The 21886-nt window shown below is 61.6% G+C and carries 21 protein-coding genes and 1 pseudogene; 13 read left to right on the plus strand and 9 right to left on the minus strand.

Features of this window, described 5'->3' with window-relative positions; genetic code table 11:
- Nucleotides 1-16: 16 nt before the first annotated feature.
- Complete coding sequence (locus AACY52_RS04950) at nt 17-745, plus strand: dienelactone hydrolase family protein (RefSeq protein ID WP_339414672.1); 729 nt, start codon at nt 17-19, stop codon at nt 743-745.
- A 107-nt stretch (nt 746-852) separates the two neighbouring features.
- On the opposite strand, the gene AACY52_RS04955 is transcribed toward AACY52_RS04950, so the two are convergent.
- Both AACY52_RS04955 and AACY52_RS04960 read right to left on the minus strand, forming a co-directional pair.
- On the minus strand, nt 853-1719 hold the full coding sequence (locus AACY52_RS04955; protein ID WP_339529696.1) for a pirin family protein: 867 nt from the start codon (nt 1717-1719) through the stop codon (nt 853-855).
- A gap of 64 nt (nt 1720-1783) precedes the next feature.
- Nucleotides 1784-2200 (minus strand): OsmC family protein, encoded by a 417-nt coding sequence (locus AACY52_RS04960; protein WP_314567716.1) that lies wholly within the window; start codon nt 2198-2200, stop codon nt 1784-1786.
- A 139-nt stretch (nt 2201-2339) separates the two neighbouring features.
- Here AACY52_RS04960 and AACY52_RS04965 point away from each other — a divergent pair, with 139 nt between their 5' ends.
- Nucleotides 2340-3362, plus strand: coding sequence for an amidohydrolase family protein (locus AACY52_RS04965; protein WP_339415038.1), 1023 nt, complete (start codon nt 2340-2342; stop codon nt 3360-3362).
- A 173-nt stretch (nt 3363-3535) separates the two neighbouring features.
- Nucleotides 3536-4014 (plus strand): annotated as a pseudogene (locus AACY52_RS04970) (HAMP domain-containing protein); the annotation flags it as partial.
- 80 nt (nt 4015-4094) lie between these two features.
- On the opposite strand, the gene fabB reads toward AACY52_RS04970, so the two are convergent.
- The 5 genes from fabB to AACY52_RS04995 all read right to left on the minus strand — a co-directional run bounded on the left by fabB (nt 4095) and on the right by AACY52_RS04995 (nt 11041).
- The gene (gene fabB, locus AACY52_RS04975; RefSeq protein WP_012723103.1) at nt 4095-5315 is read right to left on the minus strand and encodes a beta-ketoacyl-ACP synthase I; all 1221 of its coding nucleotides are present in this window, start codon (nt 5313-5315) and stop codon (nt 4095-4097) included.
- A gap of 11 nt (nt 5316-5326) precedes the next feature.
- Nucleotides 5327-5842, minus strand: a complete 516-nt coding sequence (gene fabA / locus AACY52_RS04980; RefSeq protein ID WP_003210552.1) for a 3-hydroxyacyl-[acyl-carrier-protein] dehydratase FabA — start codon at nt 5840-5842, stop codon at nt 5327-5329.
- A 249-nt stretch (nt 5843-6091) separates the two neighbouring features.
- A complete protein-coding gene (locus tag AACY52_RS04985) occupies nt 6092-7993 on the minus strand; it encodes an ATP-binding protein (protein ID WP_339427795.1) in 1902 nt (633 codons plus the stop codon).
- Nucleotides 7990-8919 carry an ABC transporter substrate-binding protein gene (locus AACY52_RS04990; protein ID WP_339560319.1) on the minus strand — a complete coding sequence of 310 codons (930 nt, stop codon included), beginning with the start codon at nt 8917-8919 and terminating at the stop codon, nt 7990-7992. Before AACY52_RS04990 ends, AACY52_RS04985 begins: the two co-directional genes overlap by 4 nt.
- Nucleotide 8920: 1 nt before the next feature.
- Entirely contained in the window at nt 8921-11041 is a 2121-nt protein-coding gene (locus AACY52_RS04995; RefSeq protein WP_339436680.1) for a TonB-dependent receptor domain-containing protein, read from the minus strand.
- Between the two features lie 194 nt (nt 11042-11235).
- Between AACY52_RS04995 and AACY52_RS05000 the strand changes: the two genes are divergently transcribed.
- The 9 genes from AACY52_RS05000 (at nt 11236) to AACY52_RS05040 (ending at nt 19080) form a co-directional block, all read left to right on the plus strand.
- Nucleotides 11236-12261 (plus strand): NAD(P)H-dependent glycerol-3-phosphate dehydrogenase, encoded by a 1026-nt coding sequence (locus AACY52_RS05000; RefSeq protein WP_049709214.1) that lies wholly within the window; start codon nt 11236-11238, stop codon nt 12259-12261.
- A gap of 10 nt (nt 12262-12271) precedes the next feature.
- A complete protein-coding gene (locus AACY52_RS05005; protein WP_339414664.1) occupies nt 12272-12619 on the plus strand; it encodes a DUF4389 domain-containing protein in 348 nt (115 codons plus the stop codon).
- Nucleotides 12616-13065 (plus strand): phosphohistidine phosphatase SixA, encoded by a 450-nt coding sequence (sixA, locus tag AACY52_RS05010; RefSeq protein WP_339560320.1) that lies wholly within the window; start codon nt 12616-12618, stop codon nt 13063-13065. The genes AACY52_RS05005 and sixA overlap by 4 nt, the downstream gene beginning before the upstream one ends.
- Nucleotides 13066-13150: 85 nt before the next feature.
- The gene (locus tag AACY52_RS05015) at nt 13151-14800 is read left to right on the plus strand and encodes an AMP-binding protein (RefSeq protein WP_339529699.1); all 1650 of its coding nucleotides are present in this window, start codon (nt 13151-13153) and stop codon (nt 14798-14800) included.
- Between the two features lie 30 nt (nt 14801-14830).
- Nucleotides 14831-15274 carry a hotdog fold thioesterase gene (locus AACY52_RS05020; RefSeq protein WP_339560321.1) on the plus strand — a complete coding sequence of 148 codons (444 nt, stop codon included), beginning with the start codon at nt 14831-14833 and terminating at the stop codon, nt 15272-15274.
- A gap of 97 nt (nt 15275-15371) precedes the next feature.
- Nucleotides 15372-16175, plus strand: coding sequence for an alpha/beta hydrolase (locus AACY52_RS05025; protein WP_339414660.1), 804 nt, complete (start codon nt 15372-15374; stop codon nt 16173-16175).
- On the plus strand, nt 16172-17026 hold the full coding sequence (locus tag AACY52_RS05030) for an alpha/beta hydrolase (protein ID WP_339414658.1): 855 nt from the start codon (nt 16172-16174) through the stop codon (nt 17024-17026). Before AACY52_RS05025 ends, AACY52_RS05030 begins: the two co-directional genes overlap by 4 nt.
- Before the next feature lie 102 nt (nt 17027-17128).
- Complete coding sequence (locus AACY52_RS05035) at nt 17129-17947, plus strand: DUF4892 domain-containing protein (protein WP_339414657.1); 819 nt, start codon at nt 17129-17131, stop codon at nt 17945-17947.
- Between the two features lie 71 nt (nt 17948-18018).
- Nucleotides 18019-19080 carry an AI-2E family transporter gene (locus tag AACY52_RS05040; RefSeq protein ID WP_339457020.1) on the plus strand — a complete coding sequence of 354 codons (1062 nt, stop codon included), beginning with the start codon at nt 18019-18021 and terminating at the stop codon, nt 19078-19080.
- Nucleotides 19081-19118: 38 nt separating this feature from the next.
- Here the strand turns inward: AACY52_RS05040 and AACY52_RS05045 are convergent, their stop codons facing one another.
- Nucleotides 19119-20156 (minus strand): ATP-binding protein, encoded by a 1038-nt coding sequence (locus AACY52_RS05045; RefSeq protein ID WP_339414655.1) that lies wholly within the window; start codon nt 20154-20156, stop codon nt 19119-19121.
- Nucleotides 20156-20920, minus strand: a complete 765-nt coding sequence (locus tag AACY52_RS05050; RefSeq protein ID WP_339414654.1) for a response regulator — start codon at nt 20918-20920, stop codon at nt 20156-20158. The genes AACY52_RS05045 and AACY52_RS05050 overlap by 1 nt, the downstream gene beginning before the upstream one ends.
- Before the next feature lie 259 nt (nt 20921-21179).
- Here AACY52_RS05050 and pyrF point away from each other — a divergent pair, with 259 nt between their 5' ends.
- Nucleotides 21180-21878 (plus strand): orotidine-5'-phosphate decarboxylase, encoded by a 699-nt coding sequence (gene pyrF, locus AACY52_RS05055; RefSeq protein WP_339414653.1) that lies wholly within the window; start codon nt 21180-21182, stop codon nt 21876-21878.
- Nucleotides 21879-21886: the final 8 nt, after the last annotated feature.

The following is a 21886-nucleotide window of genomic DNA, read 5'->3' on the forward strand; positions in this document are numbered from 1 at the left end:
TCAACTGGAGTAAATGATGAGCCAAGTCACTGTGCGTTCCGTGGTCTATCAGATTGATGGCCAGTCTTATGAAAGCCGCCTGGCGTTCGATGCCAGCCACAAAGGCCCGTTGCCGGGCCTGCTGATGGCGCCGAACTGGATGGGTGTGAGTGCGGGTGCCGAAGAGATCGCCAAAAGCGTGGCCAGCAAGGGCTACGTGGTGCTCATCGCCGACCTGTACGGGCAAACCGTGCGTCCGTCGAATGGCGATGAAGCCGGCGCAGCGATGATGCCGTTGAAGAATGACCGCCCGTTGCTGACCCAGCGTATGCAGGCGGCCTTCGAGCAGTTGCAAGGCCAGGCCGAAGCGAAGGTTGATACCTCCAGGTTGGCAACCTTTGGGTTCTGCTTTGGCGGTTGCTGCTCCCTGGAGCTGGCGCGCACCGGTGCGCCGTTGAAGGCGGCGGTATCGTTCCACGGCACCCTCGACACGCCGAATCCGGCGGATGCGAAGAACATCAAGGGTTCAGTGCTGGTGCTGCACGGTGCTTGCGACCCGTTGGTGCCGAAAGAGCAACTGCCGGCGTTTGAAGATGAAATGAGCGCGGCGGGTGTGGATTGGCAGTTGCTGAGCTACGGCGGCGCGGTACATTCCTTCACTGACCCGCATGCGAATGTGCCGGGCACGATGATGTACGACGCGAAGACCGCTGCGCGGGCCTTTCAGTCGATGCATAACTTGTTGGATGAAGTGTTCAAGGGCTAAATCCCTAGCGCTTGTTCGGGCCTCATCGCGAGCAAGCCCGCTCCCACATTCGAGCGCATTCCTACAGGGTAAACGCGGTCGAATGTGTGCGGGCTTGCTCGCGAATGCTATCTCACCGGCAACTCAATTCTCTCAGACTCACCCGGCACCGTCGGCCAATCCCCAGCCGCCCAGCGCTGCCGCGCCTGTTCGATTCTTGAGGGGTCACTCGCCACAAAATTCCAATTGATCCGCCGTGGCCCATCCAGCGCCGCGCCGCCAAATACCACCAGATGGCAGTCACTCTCGGCACACAACGTCATTTCCTGCCCGGTCGGCAACACTACCAGGCTGTGCACCTCCAACACCTCACCATCCAACTGCGCTTCACCCTCCAGCACATACACCGCGCGTTCCTCATGCTCATCAGGAATCAGCAGCGTCGTGGCGGGTTGCATGCGCACCTCTGCATACAGCGTGGGCGATAGCACCGGCACCGGCGACTTGAGGCAGAACCCATCACCCGCAATCAGGCGGATCTGCACGCCGAGGTTGTCACTCACCGGCAAGCTCGCTGCCGGGTGATGGCTGTAATGTCCCGGCCCCGTTTCGTGGTCCTTTGGTGATGCCAGCCAGACTTGCAGCCCATGCAGGCTGAAACCGCTGGCCTTGAGCGCCTCTGGCGTGCGCTCAACGTGGGCAATCGCACTGCCGGCAGTCATCCAGCTGACATCGCCGGCCTGCACCACTTGGTCCGAGCCCAGGCTGTCCTTATGCTGCAGTGCACCGTCGAACAGATAAGTGAGGGTCGACAGCCCGATATGCGGGTGCTGGCGGATGTTCATGCCATCGCCCGGCGTGTAGCGGGTGAGCAGCATATGGTCGAAAAACACAAAAGGCCCAACGCTGCGGCATTCTCGCGATGGCAAAGGGCGCAGGATCGGTTGGCCTTCGACATCTTCGGGGCGAGGGCGAATCACGGTGAGGGTGGTCATGGTGCATCCCAGTCTGAGCGGGTTGGATGCTTCTGAGCATAACCCGCTCGGTAGGATGTTGCCGCTATTGGCTGAAGGCGCCTTCCGACAATTGGGTCTCGATGCTGACCTCGGCGGTAGTCATCAACTTGTGCACCGGGCAGCGATCAGCCACGCGATGCAGCTCATCGCGTTGTTCGTCGGTGAGTACGCCCTTTAGCGTCAGCTTGACGTTGAGCTTGTATTTGCCCTTTTGCTCTTCGGTGGCGTCGTGGGTGACTTCCACGGTCACGCCGGTCAGCGGGATGTCTTTTTTCTGGGCATAAAGCCTGACGGTCAAGGCCTTGCACGACGCCAGTGCCGCGTCGAAGTAGTCATGGGGGGAGGGCGCCGAATCGTCGCCGCCCAGGCTTTTGGGCAGGTCAGTAAACAACTCATGGTTGTTGATATTGACGCTATGGCGAAAGTTGTCCTGGTTCAGGGTATTCACGGTAACAGGCATGGCAAACCTCACAGGGTGGCAGGATGAAGGTCATGCAGTTATAGAGCATGCGGGCACTTCGGTGTTCCGCGTTTTTTGCTGGATGAACCTGGCATGGCGCGCAAGGTCTACCCGTATCAGCCCTAATCGAGGTTTTACCGTGCCCTGGACTCGCCTGACCCTTGCCTTGTGGCTCGCCGCCAGTAGCCTTGCCGTGCAGGCTCGCGACTATGCCTACAGCGACGCGCACCTGCATTACGTGGATTTCTTCCAGGAAACCGCGGGCATGGACAAGCTGCTCAAGGCGATGGCCGACAACCGCATTGAGCATGTGATGATTTCCGGCATACCGGTCGCGAAGAAATGGCACGAAGACGAGCCCAAACGCCCACGCTACTACGCCGGTGATGACGCCGATGCCTATTGGTACAGCGCCACCGACGTGATCGTCGCGGCAGCCGTCAACAAACTGACCCCAGAGCAGCGCCAGCACTTTCATCCGTTCCTGTCCGGCTTCAATCCCAACGACAAGAATTCAGACGCCCATATCCAGCGCATGCTCGACCTCAACCCAGGGCTTTGGCAGGGCATCGGCGAAGTCTTCACGCGCCATGACGACCTCACAGCCATCACGGCGGGTGACACGCCGCGCGCGAATAACGAAGCCATGACACGCATCTATCACCTCGCCGCGGAAAACGACCTGCCGGTGATGCTGCACTCCAATATCACCTCCAAACGCGAGCGTAACCCGCTGTATCTCGCCGAGGTCGAGGAGCCGCTGCGCAACCATCCGCACACCCGCTTTATCTGGGCCCATGCCGGCACCAGCAAGGAAATCCACCGGCATCAGGTGCAGATGGACTTTTTGTTGCCCGCGTTGAGCCGCATGCTGGAGGCCTACCCCAACCTGTATATCGACTTGTCCTGGAGCATGCTCACGCCGTATCTACTGGACGACGCAGGTCAGCCACGCTCGGAGTGGGTAGCGCTGGTGAGGCGCTTTCCAGATCGGTTTATGGTGGGCTCGGATGTAGTCGGGCGTTTCAACAAGCTGGGTAAGGAAATGCGCCGCTTTGACCCTTTTCTAGATGCGTTGCCTGAGGAGGTTGCCAAAAAAGTCGCGCGTGACAACTTTCTTGCCGTCTTGCCTAAAGCGAGCCGCGATGGCGGAGCACGTTGATATCACGTTGTGGTCTTGCGCAATGGCCGTAATCGGCCGATTCCTTTCAGGAGCCGGCTGCAAATGGATGCAGCGCGTTTGGAAGGAGCCAAGGCATGAGTATCAGACGTCTGAATATCCCCCGCGTGCAGGATTGGGTTTTGGTGTGTTGGCGTTGATGGTGTTTGCCCTGGGCGGTTTTGCTGACACGCAGTATCGTGCAGCCGTTGGCGTAGTCGTTGAAAGTCGCCCAGGGCGTGGCCAGCGGAGACTTGACCGGTGAGGTCGGCGTGAGTGGCCGCGACGAGCCGGCGCGCTTGCAGCGGGCGCTCAAGGGCATGCAGGAGAACTTGCGCGACACCATCCGGCGTATCTCCGCGTCTTCCAACCAGTTGGCGTCGGCCTCTGAAGAACTCAGCTGTGTGACCTCGGCGGGCACGGCGCTGGAGGAAATTGCCTCGGCGTTTACCCTCATCAATGAGCGTAACCTGGTGATTGCCAGTGCGTCTGAGCAACAGGCGGCAGTGGCGCGGGAAGTGGATCGCAATTTGATGAACGTTCGCGATCTGGCGCATCAGACATCGAGGGGGCGAATCAGGCGAGTGCGGCGAGCCAGGAGTTGTCGCGGTTGGCGGTGGATTTGAATTCGATGGTGGCGCGGTTTTCTGTGTAGCGCAGCACGATCTCAAATTCAGTGACCCACAAAAAAGCCCCGAACCAGTCGGGGCTTTTCATATGATCAACCTGCGAGGTTTATTTACCCTGCCAGCGTTTCAGCACCAGGGTAGCGTTAGTGCCACCAAAGCCGAAGCTGTTGCTCATCACGGTGTCGATCTTGGCGTTTTCAACGGTCTTGGTCAGGATTGGCATATCAGCCACAACCGGATCAATCTCGTCGATGTTGGCCGAGCCGGCCATGAAGTTGCCTTCCATCATCAGCAGGCAGTAGATCGCTTCGTGAACGCCAGCGGCGCCCAGGGAGTGACCGGACAGGCTCTTGGTAGAGCTGATGGCCGGGGCCTTGTCGCCGAAAACCGCACGCACGCCTTCCATTTCCTTGGCGTCACCGACCGGAGTCGACGTGCCGTGGGTATTCAGGTAGTCGATTGGGGTGTCAACGGTAGACATTGCCATTTGCATGCAGCGGATGGCGCCTTCACCGCTTGGTGCAACCATGTCGTAGCCATCGGACGTCGCGCCGTAGCCAACGATTTCCGCGTAGATCTTGGCACCACGGGCCAGAGCGTGTTCCAGCTCCTCGACCACCACCATGCCACCACCGCCGGCAATGACGAAACCGTCACGCTTGGCGTCGTAGGCGCGGGAGGCCTTTTCCGGGGTTTCGTTGTACTGGGTGGACAGTGCACCCATGGCGTCGAACAGGAACGATTGGCTCCAATGCTCTTCTTCACCGCCGCCGGCGAACACGATGTCCTGCTTGCCCAGCTGGATCTGCTCAACGGCAGTCCCGATGCAGTGAGCACTGGTGGCGCAGGCGGAGGAGATCGAGTAGTTCACGCCCTTGATTGCAAATGGCGTGGCCAGGCAGGCCGAAACGGTACTGCCCATGGTCCGCGTAACACGGTACGGGCCAACGCGCTTCACGCCTTTTTCGCGCAGGATGTCCAGCGCTTCCATCTGGTTGAGGGTCGATGCGCCGCCGGAGCCAGCGATCAGGCCGGTGCGTACGTTGGATACCTGATCTTCGCTCAGGCCGGAGTCGGCGATCGCGTCTTTCATCGCCAGGTAGGCGTAGGCGGCTGCGTGGCCGACGAAGCGATAGATCTTGCGATCGATCAGTTCTTCGAGGGGCAGGTCGATGGAGCCGGAAACCTGGCTACGCAGACCCATTTCGGCATATTCCGGGTTGAAGCGGATGCCAGGGCGACTTGCACGCAGGTTAGCGGTGACGGTCTCTTTGTCATTGCCCAGGCAAGAAACGATGCCCAGACCAGTGATAACGACGCGGCGCATGCGGATAACCCTTAAAAGTTGTCAGTGGAAGTGAATACGCCGACTCGAAGGCCTTCGGCAGTATAGATCTCGCGACCGTCGACAGTCACCGAACCGTCAGCGATAGCCAGGTTCAGCTTGCCCTTGAGGACGCGCTTGATTTGAATGTTGTAGGTGACTTTCTTGGCGGTCGGCAAGACCTGGCCAAAGAATTTCACTTCGCCTGACCCCAGGGCGCGACCGCGACCCGGCAGGCCTTGCCAGCCCAGGTAGAAGCCAACCAGTTGCCACATGGCGTCAAGGCCCAGGCAGCCTGGCATCACCGGGTCACCTTCGAAATGGCAGGCGAAGAACCACAGGTCCGGGGTGATATCCAGCTCGGCGACCAATTCACCTTTGCCGTACTTGCCACCTTCTTCGCTGATATGGGTGATTCGATCCACCATCAGCATGTTCGGGGCGGGCAGTTGCGCGTTACCTGGGCCGAACAGCTCACCGCGACTGCAGCGCAGCAGGTCTTCCCGAGTAAAGGCGTTTTGTTTGGTCATGCGAGCTCCTCAATAATCCCATGCGGCAGGGTAGGGCAAATCTTCCCGAACCGAATGAAGCGTTCATGCCTCATGTCGGCAGCCTACACATAGACTATTGCGTTGTAGTGAAAGTCACAGCGGCAAGGCACTGAATGTACACTTGTTCACTGAAATTTTAAACCGGGTCTGTTTATGGGCCCGTTCGGGTGCCTAAGACTGCCGCACTTTCGCCTTTCACGCCAGTCGGAGTTGGCTGATGGCGCGGCGCTATTGCACCCAACGTTGCAGTATTTGCTGCAAATCCGTGCGTTTGAACGGCTTGGCCAGGTAATCGTTCATTCCGGCTGCAAGACAGGCTTCACGGTCACCCTGCAAGGCGTTGGCGGTCAGGGCGATGATCGGCAGGTCAGCGCACCCCGGCAATTGGCGAATCTGCCGGGTGGCTTCGTAGCCATCGATCAGCGGCAGCCGGCAATCCATCAGGATCGCCGTGAAAATCAGGCTTTCGGCGCTACGGATCGCCTCGGCGCCGTCGGTGGCAATGCTCACTGCGAAGCCCAGGCTGCGCAGCATGGCTTCGACCACGGTGCGGTTGACTGGGTTATCTTCCACCAGCAGGACATGGCGGCCATCGCCGGCGCTGCCTTTGCCGTCGGCGTCGGTAGCGATGGTCGGCAAGCTCTGCTGATCAATGGCCAGGGGAATTTCCAGGGTGAACAACGAGCCACGGCCTTCTTCGCTCTGGGCGCGCAGGGTGCCGCCCATGCGTTCAGCGAGGGTACGGGCGATGGGCAGTCCCAGGCCGGTGCCGCCGTAACGTCTTGAAATGGAACTGTCGGCTTGCTGGAATGCATCGAACATCAACTCCAGGCGCTCGGTGGAAATCCCGATGCCACTGTCACGCACGGTACAGGTGAACCACACCAGTTCATGGTCGAGGGTCTGCCACTGGGGTTCAACGCTGACCGCGCCGTGCTCGGTGAACTTCAGTGCGTTGCCGATCAGGTTCACCAGGATTTGGCGGATCCGCGTCGGGTCGCCCTGCACGCGCAAGGCGTCCATTCCTTGCGGGATCGACAGCTGCAGCGCTAACCCACGCTGCTGCGCGCTGTGCTGGAAGGCCTGGGCGCAGTTGTTGATCAGGTCCGCGAGGTTGAACGGAATGTGCTCCAACTCCAGCGCGGCGCGCTCGATCCGCGAGAAGTCGAGGATGTCATTGATGACCTTGAGCAAATGCTCGGTGGACTCGCAAGCCAGCGCCGCGTACTCGGTCTGCTCCTCGGTCATCTCGGTGGTTTCCAGCAACTGCAACATGCCCAGCACACCGTTCATGGGCGTGCGCAGCTCATGACTCATCATCGCCAGGAAATCCGACTTGGCGTTGTTGGCGCGCTCGGCTTCTTCGCGGGTCTGGATCAACTGGGCCATGGCCTGCTGTTGTTCGCGACTGGCCTGATTGAGCCCTTCGGCGAGGTTATTGATATGCCGCGACAGGTCGCCGAGCTCCGAATCATCCACGATCGGCAGCGGCGTCTTGTAGTCCCCTTGCTGGATGGCCTTCACCGCATTGCCCATGGCGCTGATCGGTTGTGACAGGCTGGCGGCCAGGCGCCGTGCGAGCAGGAAGGTGAACAACAGGGCGAACAGCGCCAGGATGCCGGCCTTCAACAGGATCTCCTGCTGGCGCTGGCTGAACGCGTCGTTGGACATGCCGACGATCACCCGGCCCAGGTAGTCCTCACGCGGTGCCTTGGGTTCGTTGAGGGTGTCCTGGAAGAAGTCATTGCCCAACTGGATGTGTTGCAGGCGAATCGGCGCCTGGAACACTTTTACCGACAGCGAACGGTCGTGGTGCTCTGAAGGTTGCTCGACGTACACCAGAATGTTCTCGCTGCTGTCCTGGATCTCCAGGAAGCGCACATGGGGCGTGGCCAGCGTGGCGCGCAACAGGCTATCAAGCACATCATTGTTGCCGGAAATCACCCCGTATTCGGTGGCGGGCGCCAGTTGGTTCGCGATCAATTGGCCGGTGTGGTCCAGTTCCTGGCGCAGGTCCTGGATACGCACGAAGGTAAAGAAGCTGATCAACAGCAACGTCAGCAACAGTGCCGGGCCCAGGGTGATGAGCTGGGTACGGGTGTTGATATCCCAACGGCGACGCAAGGTCATGGGCGTTTTTCTCCTTCGGCCAATCGCGTGGCAACGCTGGCTTCGTCCACCTGTTCGATCCCCAGTGAGCGCGCGACTTGCGGGTTGCCCACGACTTTGAAGTGTTCCGGATACAGCGAACTCGGCCAATGGGCTGGCGGATGGTCGAGCAGGCGGTCGAGCACGCGCAGCCAGTCGTCCTGGTCGCTGTAGGTGCTGGCCAGGCTGCCGGCCCGCACAAAGCCCGCATTTGGGCCCACCAGCGGCAATTGCTGGGCATAGCTGCTCAGCAACAGGTTCTTCGCGGTTTTCGGGTTGTACAACTGCGGGTCGTCGAGGCCGAGCAACACGTCACTTTTTCTGAACAGGGTTTGTAGCGGCCGACTGTCATTTATGTTGTCCCAGCGCTGCGGCACGATTTCCAGGCCCAAGGGCGTGGCGTGCTGGCGCAATTCGGGCAGGAGAAATTCACTTTCGGTGCCATAGAGCACGCCGATGCGCCGTGCTCGGGGAAGGATGCCGGTGATCAGGCGCAATTGGCGCTCCAGCGGCGGGTCGCTCCACAACAGGCTGATGCGTGGGTGCTGCGTTGTGCCCAGGCGCTGGTGGGCCTGCACCCGACTGATGCGCAGCACCAGGGTCGGCGGGCCCAGGGTGTCCTGCAGGCGCCAGTCGAGACCGGGCAGGTCGAGCAAGATCAGGCGCGTGTTGGCCGGCAGGTGGCTGGGAGCCGGTAAATCCTTGAGGGCGGTGAAAGTGACGTGGTCTTCGGGGCGTTGTTGGGCCAGCGCCTGGGCAAAGGCTTGCACGCCCGCGCCGTCTTCGGCGGCGGTCAGCAGGATATCGGCGCTCCAGGCAGGAGCGGCAAACAGCAGGCAACCGAGCAGCGCAGCGCGTCGCCAGAGCGTATTGACAAAAGAACGGGTCATCCGTGACGAGTCGCCCATGTCAGAACTCTAACTCCGCGCTGAAGTAGAGCACGTGGCGACTGTCATAATTGTTATCGGCCCAGGTGGTGGGCTGGTTGTCGAGGCGTTGTTGCAGCATGCCGGCCAGCTCCACATTGGCTTTGCCCAGGGCAATGCGCTTGGCCACCCGCAGGTCGGCCCGTTCGAAGCGATAGCCGTTGAGTGCGTCGTCGCCATAGTAGAACAGCGCGCTCGACCAGCCCTGACCCCATTCACGCAACCAGCCGGCGGAGCCACTGTTACGCGCGGTTTGTGCTTTATCACGCGGGTTACTGCTGGTGGCATCGACGTAAGCATAGGTCAGCCGCAGGCGGTCGGCGTTGCTCACGCGCCAGTCGAACTGGGATTCAGCACCGGTAAACCGAGAGCTGTTGGCGTTGCTGGCAATGTATTGGTTATTGCGCAGCGGCGAGCTGATCATGTTGGTGATCTCGTCGTAGAACAGTTTCACGTCCATGTTCAGCCCGATGTCGGCAAAAAAGCCGTTGTACCCTAGTTCCCTCGATTTCATCATCTCTTTATCGAGGTTGCCCGGGCCCCGGGTCTTTACGAAGTATTGCCCGGTGGTCTGCCCATAGGCCGGGGAGCCGAGGTTGGTGACGCGATAGCTCCAGTTGACATTGTTCTCGAACATGTCCGGCGAGCGGATCGCTTCGGAATACACCGCGCGCAGGCCGTGGCGCGGGTTGATCAGGTAGTTGACGGCCACCCGTGGCGTCAGCGAGTTGCCGCTCAGGTGCGTGTCTTCGTACATCGCGCCGCCTTGCAGCAGCCAATGCTCGCTGGCGCGCCATTCCAACTGGCCGAACAGACGCCAGGTGCTGTCGTCCAGAGTGCCGTTGAAATAGGTGTCGGAGTCGGCGCGGTCGTAGCGGTAGTTCATGCCGCTGACCAGGCGCAGGCTGTCGGACAGGCTGAGAGTGTCCTGAATCTCCAGGTCGTAGCGGCTTTCGCGAGTGCTTTGGTCGATGTCACCGCACACGCTCTGGTTGGCGCCGTTACGCCATTGGTCCAGCACCTGGTCGGCCAGGGCTTGCTCGGCGGGGCTGCCCGGTGGCGCACTGCCTTGGCTGTAGGTGTCCATGTGCCGGGCCAGCCGTTCGGCATAATTGGGGTTCAACTGCCATAACTGGGTCAGCTCCGGGCTGAACGAGACCTTGGCATCACAGGCGTTCCAGATTTGCCGGCGATCCCACTGTTGGGCCGAGCCCTGGATATACAGGCTGTGGTCAGGATTGAAATCAAAATTCCAGCGCAGGGAACCCGCGTAGTCTTTGGCTGTGACGTCGGAATTGTTACCGCCTTCGGTAATCCCGGCAAACACTGGAGTGTAGGTATAAGGTCGTTGGTTGGTGCCTTCCTTTGCATCCAACTGCACGTCGATGCTCTGTTGGGTGTTCAGCGTCTGGCTGATCGCCAGGCTGAAGCGGTTGAGGCGGCGGCCGTCACGGCGGTCGGCGCCGGCAGCGTCGCTGTCGAAACCGTCGTCCTGTTGCCCGGAGAGGGACAAGCGCAAGTCGCCGGTTTCCCAGCCTGCGCCCTGGCTGGCATAGAAGTCGTTGATGCCGCGTGCGCCACGCACCACCTTGACCCGCGAGCCATGGCTGTTGGCCGGCGAGCGCGTGAGGATGTTGACGACCGCCATCAAGGCATTGGCGCCGTAGCTGACGGTGTTGGGGCCGCGGAACACTTCGATGCGCTCGATATCTTCCATGGCGACCGGAATGTCGCTCCAGTCCACGGTGGCCAGGCCCGCGCGATACACCGAGCGGCCGTCTATCAGCACCTGCATGCGCCGCGCATCGCTGGCACTGGTGCCATGGTAGTTCACCGTCGCCTGGTTGCCGGTGGTGTAGCCGACCATCATCCCTGGTACCAGCCGCAGCAGTTCACTGATATCCCGCGCGCCACTGGCCTTGATCAGCTGGCTGTCGATCACGGTCATACTGCCAGGCACGGCGGCGGCCGATTGCTTGAGGCGCGTGGCGGTCAACACTTGGGGCAGGGGCTGGCTGTCGAGGAACAGGTCATCGGCCATGACCGGCGCGCTGCACAGCAGCATCAGCCACAGAGGTAGACGAGGAGGAGGGCCCAAATACACGGCACGGCCTTGATAATTGCGGATAGCCGCCCATGTTAACTGAGGTGGGGCCTTTTGCCAGTCGTCGGACTTGTAATTACTTCATGTAAATTTGCCATTTTCCGGCAAACGCATGAATTGATACGGGGGCTGGCCGCAAGCGGGTCGGCCCGTATAATGCGCCATCGCCACTGGTATGGATTAACGGATTGCATATGACTGAACAGCGCCCTATCGCGGTCCTGGGAGGCGGAAGTTTTGGTACCGCCGTGGCAAATTTGCTGGCCGAAAACGGTCACGCTGTGCGCCAGTGGATGCGCGATCCCGAACAGGCCGAGGCCATTCGGGTTAACCGGGAAAACCCGCGTTACCTCAAAGGCATCAAGATTCATCCGGCGGTCGAGCCTGTCACCGACCTGCTGGAAACCCTCACAGCCTGCGACCTGTGTTTCGTCGCGCTGCCGTCCAGCGCACTGCGTTCGGTGTTGGCGCCTCACGCTGAACGCCTGGCGGGCAAGCTGCTGGTCAGCCTGACTAAAGGCATCGAGGCGCAGACCTTCAAGCTGATGAGTGAAATCCTTGAAGAAATCGCTCCTCAGGCGCGCATTGGCGTGCTGTCCGGGCCGAACCTGGCGCGGGAAGTGGCCGAGCACGCGCTGACCGCCACCGTGGTCGCCAGTGAAGACGAAGCGCTCTGCGAGCGCGTCCAGGCCGTGCTGCATGGCCGGACCTTCCGCGTCTATGCCAGCAACGACCGCTTTGGCGTCGAACTGGGCGGTGCGCTGAAAAACGTCTATGCGATCATCGCCGGCATGGCCGTGGCGCTGGGCATGGGCGAAAACACCAAGAGCATGCTGATCACCCGCGCCTTGGCCGAGATGACCCGTTTTGCCGTGAACCAGGGCGCCAACCCGATGACCTTCCTGGGGCTGGCGGGTGTGGGCGACTTGATCGTCACCTGCTCCTCGCCGAAAAGCCGCAACTACCAGGTGGGTTTCGCCCTCGGCCAGGGCTTGAGCCTGGACGACGCGGTCACGCGCCTGGGTGAAGTGGCCGAAGGCGTCAACACCCTCAAGGTGCTCAAGGCCAAGGCCCAGGAGGCCGGCGTGTATATGCCGCTGGTCGCCGGGCTGCACGCTATCCTGTTTGAAGGGCGCACCTTGGACCAGGTCATCGAGCTGCTGATGCGCGCCGAGCCGAAAACCGATGTCGACTTTATTTCCACCAGTGGTTTCAACTGAGGAACGCGTCATGAACGATCCAAAAGCAGCGCCCAAGTACGAATCCATTGGCCTGCGCATTCTGTGGATGCTGGTGTTTGCCCTGGTGTGGCAGGTGGCTCAGTTCCTGCTCGGCGCGCTGGTGGTGGTGCAGTTGATCTACCGCTTGATCTATGGCGCACCGAACCTGGGCCTGATGAACTTCGGCGACAGCCTCAGCCAGTTCCTGGCGCAGATCGGCCGTTTCGGCAGCTTCCACTCCGAACAGAAACCATGGCCGTTCGCCGACTGGCCGACCCCGCGCGCACCCGAGGGCGAAGCCGCCCACAGTGTGCCGCCAGCGCCGCACCCGGTGCGTGATGAGGAGCCAAAGCTGTGAAGTTGTGGATTTTGCGTCACGGCGAAGCAGAAGCCCATGCCCCCTCCGACGCTCAGCGCAACCTCACTGAACACGGGCGCGCCGAAGTGTTGCGCAGTGCTGCGCACCTGATTGGCCAACCCCTCAGCGCCATCATCGCCAGCCCCTATGTGCGGGCGCAGCAGACCGCGCACCTGGTGCGTGAGGCCTTGGGTTTCGAGCCGGATATTCGCACGGTGCCGTGGCTGACGCCGGAGGGCAATCCTTTGCAGGTGCTGGAAAAGCTCGACACCGATGACAACGTGCTGCTGGTCAGCCACCAGCCGTTGGTGGGCAGCCTGATCAGCTTTCTGCAGCATGGTCACCAGTGTCAGCCGCAGCCGATGCACACCGCCAGCCTGGCGGAACTGGAGGGGGATTTCCCGCTGGCGGGGCTGATGAGCCTGGTCGGTGTGAAACACCCGTAGGCTATATCGCTGCTTTGTGTGTGCTATATATTCAACCAAGCAAGTGCTTGGTTGGCTATCGTCGGACCACAAAGGAGCGCGTCCCATGCCCGTCGCTTTTCGTTTGCCGTTGCAGGTCTTCTTTGAACGTGAAGCGCGCCACCCGCGTCAGACCTTTCTGGTCCAGCCCGTTGGCGGCAGCGAGGTGCAACGCCTCAGTTGGGGCGATGTCGGCCACCAGGCCCGTTGCGCCGCGCAGTGGCTGCGTGCTCGCGAGTTGCCCCAGGGCTCGCACATTGCCCTGATCTCGAAAAACTGCGCGCACTGGATCATTGCCGACCTGGCGATCTGGATGGCCGGGCACGTCTCTGTGCCGCTGTACCCCAACCTCACCGCCGACTCCGTTGCCCATGTGCTCAGCCATTCCGAGGCGGCACTGGTGTTTATCGGCAAGCTCGACGATTGGCCCGCCATGGCACCCGGTGTGCCGGCGGGTGTGCCGACCATCAGCCTGCCACTGTGCCCGTCGGGCGCGTTCGATTTCAGTTGGGCCGACCTGCAAGCCTGCCCGTCGATTCATGACGACCCCCAGCCTGCCGCTTCGGACCTGGCCACCATCATCTATACCTCCGGCACCACCGGCCTGCCCAAAGGCGTGATGCACAGCTTTGGCGCCTTGGGGTTTGCCGCCACCCGCGGCACCGAGTTATTTGGGCTGGGGGAGGGCGACCGGCTGTTGTCCTACCTGCCGTTGTGCCATGTGGCGGAGCGGATGTTTGTGGAGATGGCGTCGATTTACACTGGGCAAACGGTTTATTTCGCAGAAAGCCTGGATACTTTTTTGACCGATCTGCGTAGGGCACGTCCGACCGCACTGTTTGGCGTGCCGCGGATCTGGAGCAAATTCCAGATGGGCGTCTACGCCAAGATCCCGCAAAAGCGCCTCGATACCTTGCTGCGCCTGCCCTTTATCGGCAAACGTGTAGGCCACAAGGTACTTGCCGGCCTGGGCCTGGACGCGTTGCGCATCGCACTGTCCGGCGCGGCGCCCGTGCCTGAGGCGCTGCTGCGCTGGTACCAACGCCTGGGCCTGGATGTGCTCGAGGTGTATGGCATGACCGAGAGCTGCGGCTACTCCCATGTGTGTCGTCCCGGCCAGCAGATCCTCGGCTGGATTGGCCTGCCGTGCCCCGGTGTTGAAGTGCGCATCGACCCCTCGGGCGAAGTGCAGGTGCGCAGCGGTGCGACCATGCTCGGCTACTTCAAGGACCCACAGAAAACCTGCGAGACCCTCACCGCCGATGGTTTCTTGCGTACCGGCGACAAGGGCGAGCAGGATGCCGATGGCCGTTTGCGCCTGACCGGGCGGCTCAAGGAAATCTTCAAGACCAGCAAAGGCAAATACGTAGCCCCGGCGCCGATCGAAAACCGCCTGGCCGAACACTCGCGCATCGAGCAGGTGTGCGTAGTGGGCGACGGCCTGGCTGCGCCAATCGGCCTGTGTGTGCTGTCGGCGGGGAGCCAGGACCGGCAAGTGCTGCGCAGCAGCCTTGAGCGCCTGTTGGAACAGGTCAACGGCGCCTTGGACAAGCATGAGCGTTTGCGTCAACTGGTGGTGGTGAACGAAAACTGGGCGGTGGAAAACGGCTTTCTGACCCCGACCTTGAAGATCAAGCGCAACGTGATCGAATCGACCTACGGTGCACAATTGCAGGCGTGGAGCGAGCGTTCCGAATCGGTTCTGTGGCAGGATTAGGCCCATCATAAAACCAAGAAGGACACTTGTATGAGCCTGTGGCGCACCCAGCCGAATATCGAGCAACTCAATGCCATGCAGAAAAACACCATCGGTGAGCTGCTGGATATTCGCTTCGACAGCGTGGACGACGAGTCCCTGACCGCCAGCATGGTGGTCGATCATCGCACCCATCAACCCTACGGCTTGCTGCACGGTGGTGCGTCGGTGGTGTTGGCAGAAACCGTCGGCTCGACGGCCGCCTACCTGTGTATTGATCCCGCCAAGTTCTATTGCGTCGGCCTTGAGGTCAACGCCAACCACCTGCGTGGTGTGCGCAGCGGGCGGGTGACTGCCGTGGCGCGCGCGATTCACATCGGCCGCACTACTCAGGTGTGGGACATCCGCTTGACCAGCGACGATGGCAAAGCCAGTTGTATCTCGCGCCTGACCATGGCGGTGGTACCGCTGGGCGAGAACCCCCCGGCGCGATAGGCGTGGCGTGAGTGTCATCATTCCTGGCAGTTACAGTCATTGCTGTGCCGGCCAGGCATGGTGACAATCAATCTCTGTTTTTGTAGATGGATCCGGTATGTCGCAGCATGTGTTTTTTGCCCACGCCAATGGCTTCCCTTCGGCCACCTACGGCAAGCTGTTTGCCGCCCTGGCCCCGGAATACAAGGTGGCTCATCTGCCGCAGCACGGTCATGATCCCAGGTTTCCGGTGGATGATAATTGGCAGAACCTGGTGGACGAGTTGATCCACCACCTTGAGCAGCAGCCGGAACCGGTGTGGGGCGTGGGCCATTCCTTGGGCGGCGTGTTGCATCTGCACGCGGCCATGCGTTGCCCGCAGTTGTATCGCGGTGTGGTGATGCTCGATTCGCCGGTGCTGACCCGCGCCGACCGCTGGGTAATTCGCGCGGCCAAGCGCTTGGGTTTCATCGACCGCCTGACCCCGGCTGGACGCACCCTGGGCCGTCGCGAGGAATTTACCGACCTAGAGGCTGCGCGCAGTTACTTCGCCGGCAAGACCTTGTTCCGTGGCTTTGACCCGGAATGCTTCGACGCTTACCTGCAACATGGTTTGTATCAGGTGGGTGATCGCCTGCGCCTGCGCTTTGACCCGGCCACAGAAATCAGCATCTACCGTGGCGTGCCGCACACCAGCCCGGGCCAGGTGCGCCAACTGAAGGTGCCGCTGGCGGTGGTGCGCGGCCGACAGAGCCGCGTAGTGATGCGTCACCACGCCAGCGGCGTCGGACGTCTGCCCATGGGTGAAATGCTCACCATGCCCGGCGGCCATATGTTCCCCCTTGAGCGCCCCCAAGACACCGCGACCTTGATCAAGAACCTGTTCTCCCGCTGGGAAACGCGCGAGCGTAGTTGCGCATGAGCACACCCGTCGAGGACGTCCGCCTGAGCCTGCCGCATATCGAACTGGCGGCCCACCTGTTCGGCCCCGAGGACGGTGTGCCGGTGATCGCGCTGCATGGCTGGCTGGACAACGCCAACAGCTTTGCGCGACTGGCCCCGAAACTTCAGGGTTTGCGCGTCGTTGCGCTGGATATGGCCGGGCACGGGCATTCGGCGCATCGTCCTACAGGCGCCGGTTATGCCTTGTGGGATTACGTCTATGACGTGCTGCAAGTCGCCGAGCAACTCGGGTGGAAACGTTTTGCATTACTTGGTCACTCTCTCGGCGCTATCGTGTCTCTGGTGCTCGCCGGTGCGTTGCCGGAGCGCGTAACGCACCTGGGATTGATCGACGGCGTCATCCCGCCGACGGCCAACGGTGAGAACGCCGCCGAGCGGCTGGGCATGGCGTTGCAAGCGCAATTGAACCTGCAGGACAAGCGCAAGCCGGTCTATAACACCCTGGATAGCGCCGTCGAAGCGCGCATGAAAGGCGTGGTAGCGGTCAGTCGCGAAGCCGCAGAACTGCTGGCCCAGCGCGGTTTGATGCCGGTGCCGGGTGGTTACACCTGGCGTACCGATAGCCGCCTGACCCTGGCTTCGCCGATGCGCCTGACCGACGAACAAGCCATGGCCTTCGTGCGGCGCGTAAGGTGCCCTACGCAGTTAGTGGTCGCTGCCGACGGCATGCTGGCGAAACATCCCGAATTGCTTTCCCAGCTACCCTTTACCGTGACCACGCTGCCCGGTGGCCATCATTTGCACCTGAATGATGAGTCTGGGGCGCTCCTTGTTGCAGACTGTTTCAATCGGTTCTTCCGAGCGCCTTGACTTGGGGCGGTCAACTGCCGAGGCTGGGCGGATTGAAAAGGAGTCAACCATGAACAACTTCGACATCGCTATGACCAACGATGGCCAGGGCTCGTTGATCTTATGAGCGTGCGTAACGGATGTATCCGTGTCTTGGGCTTAAGCCTGCTTAGCCCGTTGGTATTCGCCGCCGACCTACCGGGTAGCCAGGACCTGCCCGCCGTGGCCCGCCAGGTCGATTCGCAAATCGTCGATTACCGGCCCGCTGAAGAAAAAGAACGGATCTACCCCATGGGCGCGATCCGCAAGATCAGCGGCCAGTTGCGCTATGAAGACCAGGCCATCGCGCGCGGCCAAGCCACCGCCATCACCTATGAGTTGCCCGCCGAACACAGCTCCAGCGCCGCGTTTACCGCGACGCGTGAAGCGTTGCAGGAAAAGGGCGCGCAGTTGTTATTCTGGTGCAATGCCCGCGATTGTGGTGAAAGCAGCCTGTGGGCCAATGAGATTTTCGGCAACGCCAAGTTGGTCGGCGCCGACAGCCAGCAGGAATACGTGTTGCTGCGTCTGGCCGAGCCACAGGCCAACTCCCTGGTCGCGCTCTATGGCATCACCCGGGGCAATCGCCGCGCCTATCTGCATGTGGAGCAATTGGACGCCAGCGCGCCATTGGGCCATCTATTGCCGACCTCGGCGACCCTGTCGCGCGAGCTGAAAAGCACCGGTGAGCTGGACTTCCCCGCGCTCGCCGGCGCACCCGACACCACCTGGCTGACCTTGATTTCCCGTGGGTTGAACCTCGACACCACGTTGCGCGTCAGTTTGACCGGGCCGAACGCCGAAGCGTGGCGCCAGGGCCTGATCGACAAAGGCGTGCGCGCTGCTCGCCTGGAAACCGGCGCCGGTGATGCCAAAGGCCTGCGCGTGCATCTGATACGCTAGGCGTGACCAGGCGAACGGACCCGCTTCGTTCGCCTAAGCTGTCTTCCTAAGCCTTCTTCTAGAGATACCCCATGCTCAATAACGATCGCCTACTGGTGCAAATCCTGCTGCTGGTGCTGTTTGGTGCCAGTCTATGGGTGATGGCGCCGTTCTGGTCGGCGCTGTTCTGGGGCGCGGTGCTGGCGTTTGCCAGTTGGCCACTGATGGTCCTGCTCACGCGTTGGCTCGGCGGCCGGGAGTCTTTGGCGGCCGCCATCCTGACGCTGGGCTGGATCTTGCTGGTGGCGGTGCCGCTGGTGTGGATGGGCTTCAACCTCGCGGACCATGTGCGCGACGCGGTGGCGTTGATCAAGGATATCCAGGTCGACGGCTTGCCGGCGGCGCCCACCTGGCTCGGTTCGATTCCCTTTGCCGGCGAGCGGCTGGTGGCAACCTGGGACAGCATCGACCAACAAGGCGCGGCCTTGATGGTCAGCATCAAACCGTACCTGGGGCAGGTTGGCAATTGGTTGCTGGCGCGCAGTGCGCAGATCGGCGGCGGCATTCTTGAACTGACGTTGAGCCTGGTGTTCGTGTTCTTTTTCTATCGAGACGGGCCGCGCTTGGCGATGTTCGTCCACCGTTTATTGGAACGCTTGATCGGCGAACGCGCGGGCTACTACATCGAACTGGTGGCTGGCACCGTACAACGGGTGGTCAACGGCGTGATTGGCACCGCCGCCGCCCAGGCGGTGCTGGCACTGATCGGCTTTCTGATCGCCGGCGTACCGGGCGCGCTGGTGCTGGGCGTCGTCACCTTCCTGCTCAGCCTGATCCCCATGGGCCCGCCGCTGGTGTGGATCCCTGCCACGGCCTGGCTGGCCTGGAAAGGCGATTACACCTATGCGGTGTTCCTCGGTGTATGGGGCACGTTCATCATCAGCGGCGTGGACAACGTGCTCAAGCCCTACCTGATCAGTCGGGGCGGCAACCTGCCGCTGGTCATTGTGCTGCTCGGCGTGTTCGGTGGCTTGATTGCCTTTGGTTTTATCGGCCTGTTTATCGGCCCGACCTTGCTGGCGGTGGCCTACAGCCTGTTGACGGATTGGAGTGCGACCCAGGCTCAGGCGCGTCTGGAAGATAAGCCGCTGTAACGGTTGTATGAGGCCTAATGTGGGAGTGGTGCTGGCCCTCAGGTCCTGGGCAACCACATCACGGCAGTCAGTCCACCACTTGGGGTTTCCTCCAGGTTCAGGCGACCGCCGAGGCGTTCCGCCGCTTCCTTGGAAATCGTCATGCCCAGGCCGACGCCGCCGGAGTTGCGGTTGCGTGAGCCTTCGAGCCGGTAGAACGGCTCGAACACCGCTTCACGCTTGTCGGCGGCGATGCCGGGGCCATGATCAATGACGCGGATGACCAGTGCCTCGCGACTGTCCGTCAGCTCGATGCGTGCCGAGCCGGCATAACGCAAGGCGTTGTCGATCAGGTTATTCAGGCACGAACGCAAGGCCATCGGCTGTACTTGCAACGGCGCGCAGGTGCCGGCGAATTGCACATCCGAACCCTGGTCCTGGGCGTTTTCGCTCATCGACTCCACCAGCGCTTGCACGTCCAGCCAATGCCGGGTTTCGCTGGTGCGTTGTTCGTGCAGGTAGCTCAGGGTGGCGTCGAGCATGCCGATCATGTCGTCCAGGTCCTGGCGCATCTGGCCCTGCAGCCGCGTATCTTCGATCTGTTCCAGGCGCAGCTTGAGGCGTGACAGTGGGGTGCGCAGGTCATGGGAGACCGCACCGAGCATGCGCGCGCGTTGGCTGACCTGTTCGCGGATGCGTTTTTGCATCAGGTTGAAGGTCGATGCCGCCTGCCGCGCTTCCAGCGGCCCGGACTCTTCCAGCGGCGGGCTGTCAAGGTCCAGGCTTAAACGCTCGGCCGCCTCGCTGAGGCGTTGAATCGGTCTGCTCAACAGCTTGGCCCCGTACCAGGCGGCGATAATCAGTGAGACAAATTGAAACGTCAGGGGCACCACCGGGCCGCCAAACCAGGGGCGGTGGTGCTCTTTGCGCTCCGGTACCCTTGTTCCGTCCGGTTGCTCGATAAACCGCTCAGGCGGTGGCGGCGGCGGTTGGCCGTAATGGTGGAACCAGAAGAACGCCAGCGCGTGGGCCAGCACAATCGCCACGAGCAACACGCCAAACAGCCGACCAAACAGCGTGTTGAAGGGCGCACGCATCAGCCGATATCTCGCGCATCGAACAGGTAGCCTTCGCCACGCACGGTCTTGATCAACTGCGGTGCCTTGGGATCATCCCCGAGTTTCTGCCGCAGGCGCGATACCAGCAAGTCGATGCTGCGATCAAAGGCTTCAATTGATCGGCCACGGGCTGCATCCAGCAACTGCTCGCGGCTCAGTACGCGGCGCGGGCGCTCGATAAACACCCACAGCAAGCGGAATTCCGCGTTGGACAGCGGCACCACCAAACCATCGTCGGCCACCAGCTGGCGCAGCACACTGTTCAGGCGCCAGTTGTCGAAGCGGATATTCGTGCGCTGTTCAGTACGGTCGTCACGCACGCGGCGCAGGATGGTCTGGATGCGCGCCACCAGTTCGCGCGGCTCGAACGGCTTGGACATGTAGTCATCGGCGCCCAGTTCCAGGCCGATAATGCGGTCGGTGGGTTCGCAGCGGGCGGTGAGCATCAGGATCGGGATGTCCGATTCCGCGCGCAGCCAGCGGCACAGCGAGAGGCCGTCCTCGCCTGGCAGCATCAGGTCGAGCACCACCACGTCAAAGGTTTCGGCGTGCATGGCTTGGCGCATCGCGGTGCCGTCGATGACGCCGGTGGCGAGAATGCCGAAGCGTGCCAGGTAGTCGATCAGCAGTTCGCGGATCGGCACATCGTCGTCAACGATCAGCGCACGAGTGTTCCAGCGCTTGTCGTCGGCGATCACCGCGGCTTTTTGCTCGTCGTTCATAAAGACGGAAGGGGTGTGCATAATGCAATCATCTGCCTGGTCGTTGCGGTCAGCATAGGCGCCCAGCCCCATGGCTGGAAGTGCTGGTCGGTGGGTCGTGCAGGCGAGGCTAGCCGTAGGGCGTGTTGTGGGCATGTCGTGAATGTATCAGCTTTGAAATAATTTCCAGAAATGCCCGCCTGACGGCGCTTGGTCAGTATTTACCGATCATCGGATCCCGCAAAGGCGCTGCTTGCGCTACAATCCGCGCCGATTTCGACTTGCCTGAGAGCCCATTCCAATGCCCGTCTGCCAGACTCCTATCATCGTCGCCCTGGATTACCCCACTCGTGACGCCGCACTGAAGCTGGCTGACCAGTTGGATCCGAAGCTTTGCCGCGTCAAAGTCGGCAAGGAACTGTTCACCAGCTGCGCCGCGGACATCGTCGGCACCCTGCGTGATAAAGGCTTCGAGGTGTTCCTCGACCTGAAATTCCACGACATCCCGAACACCACCGCCATGGCGGTCAAGGCTGCCGCCGAAATGGGCGTGTGGATGGTCAACGTGCACTGCTCCGGCGGCCTGCGCATGATGGCCGCCTGCCGTGAAGTGCTGGAACAGCGCAGCGGTCCTAAACCGCTGCTGATCGGCGTCACTGTGCTCACCAGCATGGAGCGTGAAGACCTGGCCGGTATTGGCCTGGACATCGAGCCCCAGGAGCAAGTCCTGCGCCTGGCCGCCCTGGCGCAGAAAGCCGGCCTCGATGGCCTGGTGTGTTCGGCGCTGGAAGCCCAGGCGCTGAAAACCGCGCACCCGTCGCTGCAGCTGGTGACTCCGGGGATTCGTCCGGCGGGCAGCGCCCAGGATGACCAGCGCCGTATCCTGACCCCGCGTCAGGCACTGGATGCGGGTTCGGATTACCTTGTGATTGGCCGCCCGATCAGCCAGGCGGCGGATCCGGCGAAGGCGCTGGCGGCGGTAGTTGCCGAGATCGCCTGATATCAGGT

Origin of the sequence: Pseudomonas sp. EA_65y_Pfl1_P113 (assembly GCF_963970525.1) — a bacterium.
Taxonomy (GTDB): domain Bacteria; phylum Pseudomonadota; class Gammaproteobacteria; order Pseudomonadales; family Pseudomonadaceae; genus Aquipseudomonas; species Aquipseudomonas tritici.

What these genes read in the sequence shown, in the direction of transcription:
- AACY52_RS04990 (WP_339560319.1), bottom strand. Translation starts at nt 8,919, where the DNA reads ATGGGCGACTCGTCACGGATGACCCGTTCTTTTGTCAATACGCTCTGG.
- AACY52_RS04960 (WP_314567716.1), bottom strand. Translation starts at nt 2,200, where the DNA reads ATGCCTGTTACCGTGAATACCCTGAACCAGGACAACTTTCGCCATAGC.
- AACY52_RS05000 (WP_049709214.1), top strand. Translation starts at nt 11,236, where the DNA reads ATGACTGAACAGCGCCCTATCGCGGTCCTGGGAGGCGGAAGTTTTGGT.
- fabA (WP_003210552.1), bottom strand. Translation starts at nt 5,842, where the DNA reads ATGACCAAACAAAACGCCTTTACTCGGGAAGACCTGCTGCGCTGCAGT.
- AACY52_RS05005 (WP_339414664.1), top strand. Translation starts at nt 12,272, where the DNA reads ATGAACGATCCAAAAGCAGCGCCCAAGTACGAATCCATTGGCCTGCGC.
- AACY52_RS05020 (WP_339560321.1), top strand. Translation starts at nt 14,831, where the DNA reads ATGAGCCTGTGGCGCACCCAGCCGAATATCGAGCAACTCAATGCCATG.
- AACY52_RS04955 (WP_339529696.1), bottom strand. Translation starts at nt 1,719, where the DNA reads ATGACCACCCTCACCGTGATTCGCCCTCGCCCCGAAGATGTCGAAGGC.
- AACY52_RS05040 (WP_339457020.1), top strand. Translation starts at nt 18,019, where the DNA reads ATGCTCAATAACGATCGCCTACTGGTGCAAATCCTGCTGCTGGTGCTG.
- AACY52_RS05045 (WP_339414655.1), bottom strand. Translation starts at nt 20,156, where the DNA reads ATGCGTGCGCCCTTCAACACGCTGTTTGGTCGGCTGTTTGGCGTGTTG.
- AACY52_RS04950 (WP_339414672.1), top strand. Translation starts at nt 17, where the DNA reads ATGAGCCAAGTCACTGTGCGTTCCGTGGTCTATCAGATTGATGGCCAG.
- AACY52_RS04985 (WP_339427795.1), bottom strand. Translation starts at nt 7,993, where the DNA reads ATGACCTTGCGTCGCCGTTGGGATATCAACACCCGTACCCAGCTCATC.
- AACY52_RS05015 (WP_339529699.1), top strand. Translation starts at nt 13,151, where the DNA reads ATGCCCGTCGCTTTTCGTTTGCCGTTGCAGGTCTTCTTTGAACGTGAA.
- AACY52_RS05035 (WP_339414657.1), top strand. Translation starts at nt 17,129, where the DNA reads ATGAGCGTGCGTAACGGATGTATCCGTGTCTTGGGCTTAAGCCTGCTT.
- fabB (WP_012723103.1), bottom strand. Translation starts at nt 5,315, where the DNA reads ATGCGCCGCGTCGTTATCACTGGTCTGGGCATCGTTTCTTGCCTGGGC.
- AACY52_RS05025 (WP_339414660.1), top strand. Translation starts at nt 15,372, where the DNA reads ATGTCGCAGCATGTGTTTTTTGCCCACGCCAATGGCTTCCCTTCGGCC.
- AACY52_RS05050 (WP_339414654.1), bottom strand. Translation starts at nt 20,920, where the DNA reads ATGCACACCCCTTCCGTCTTTATGAACGACGAGCAAAAAGCCGCGGTG.
- AACY52_RS05030 (WP_339414658.1), top strand. Translation starts at nt 16,172, where the DNA reads ATGAGCACACCCGTCGAGGACGTCCGCCTGAGCCTGCCGCATATCGAA.
- pyrF (WP_339414653.1), top strand. Translation starts at nt 21,180, where the DNA reads ATGCCCGTCTGCCAGACTCCTATCATCGTCGCCCTGGATTACCCCACT.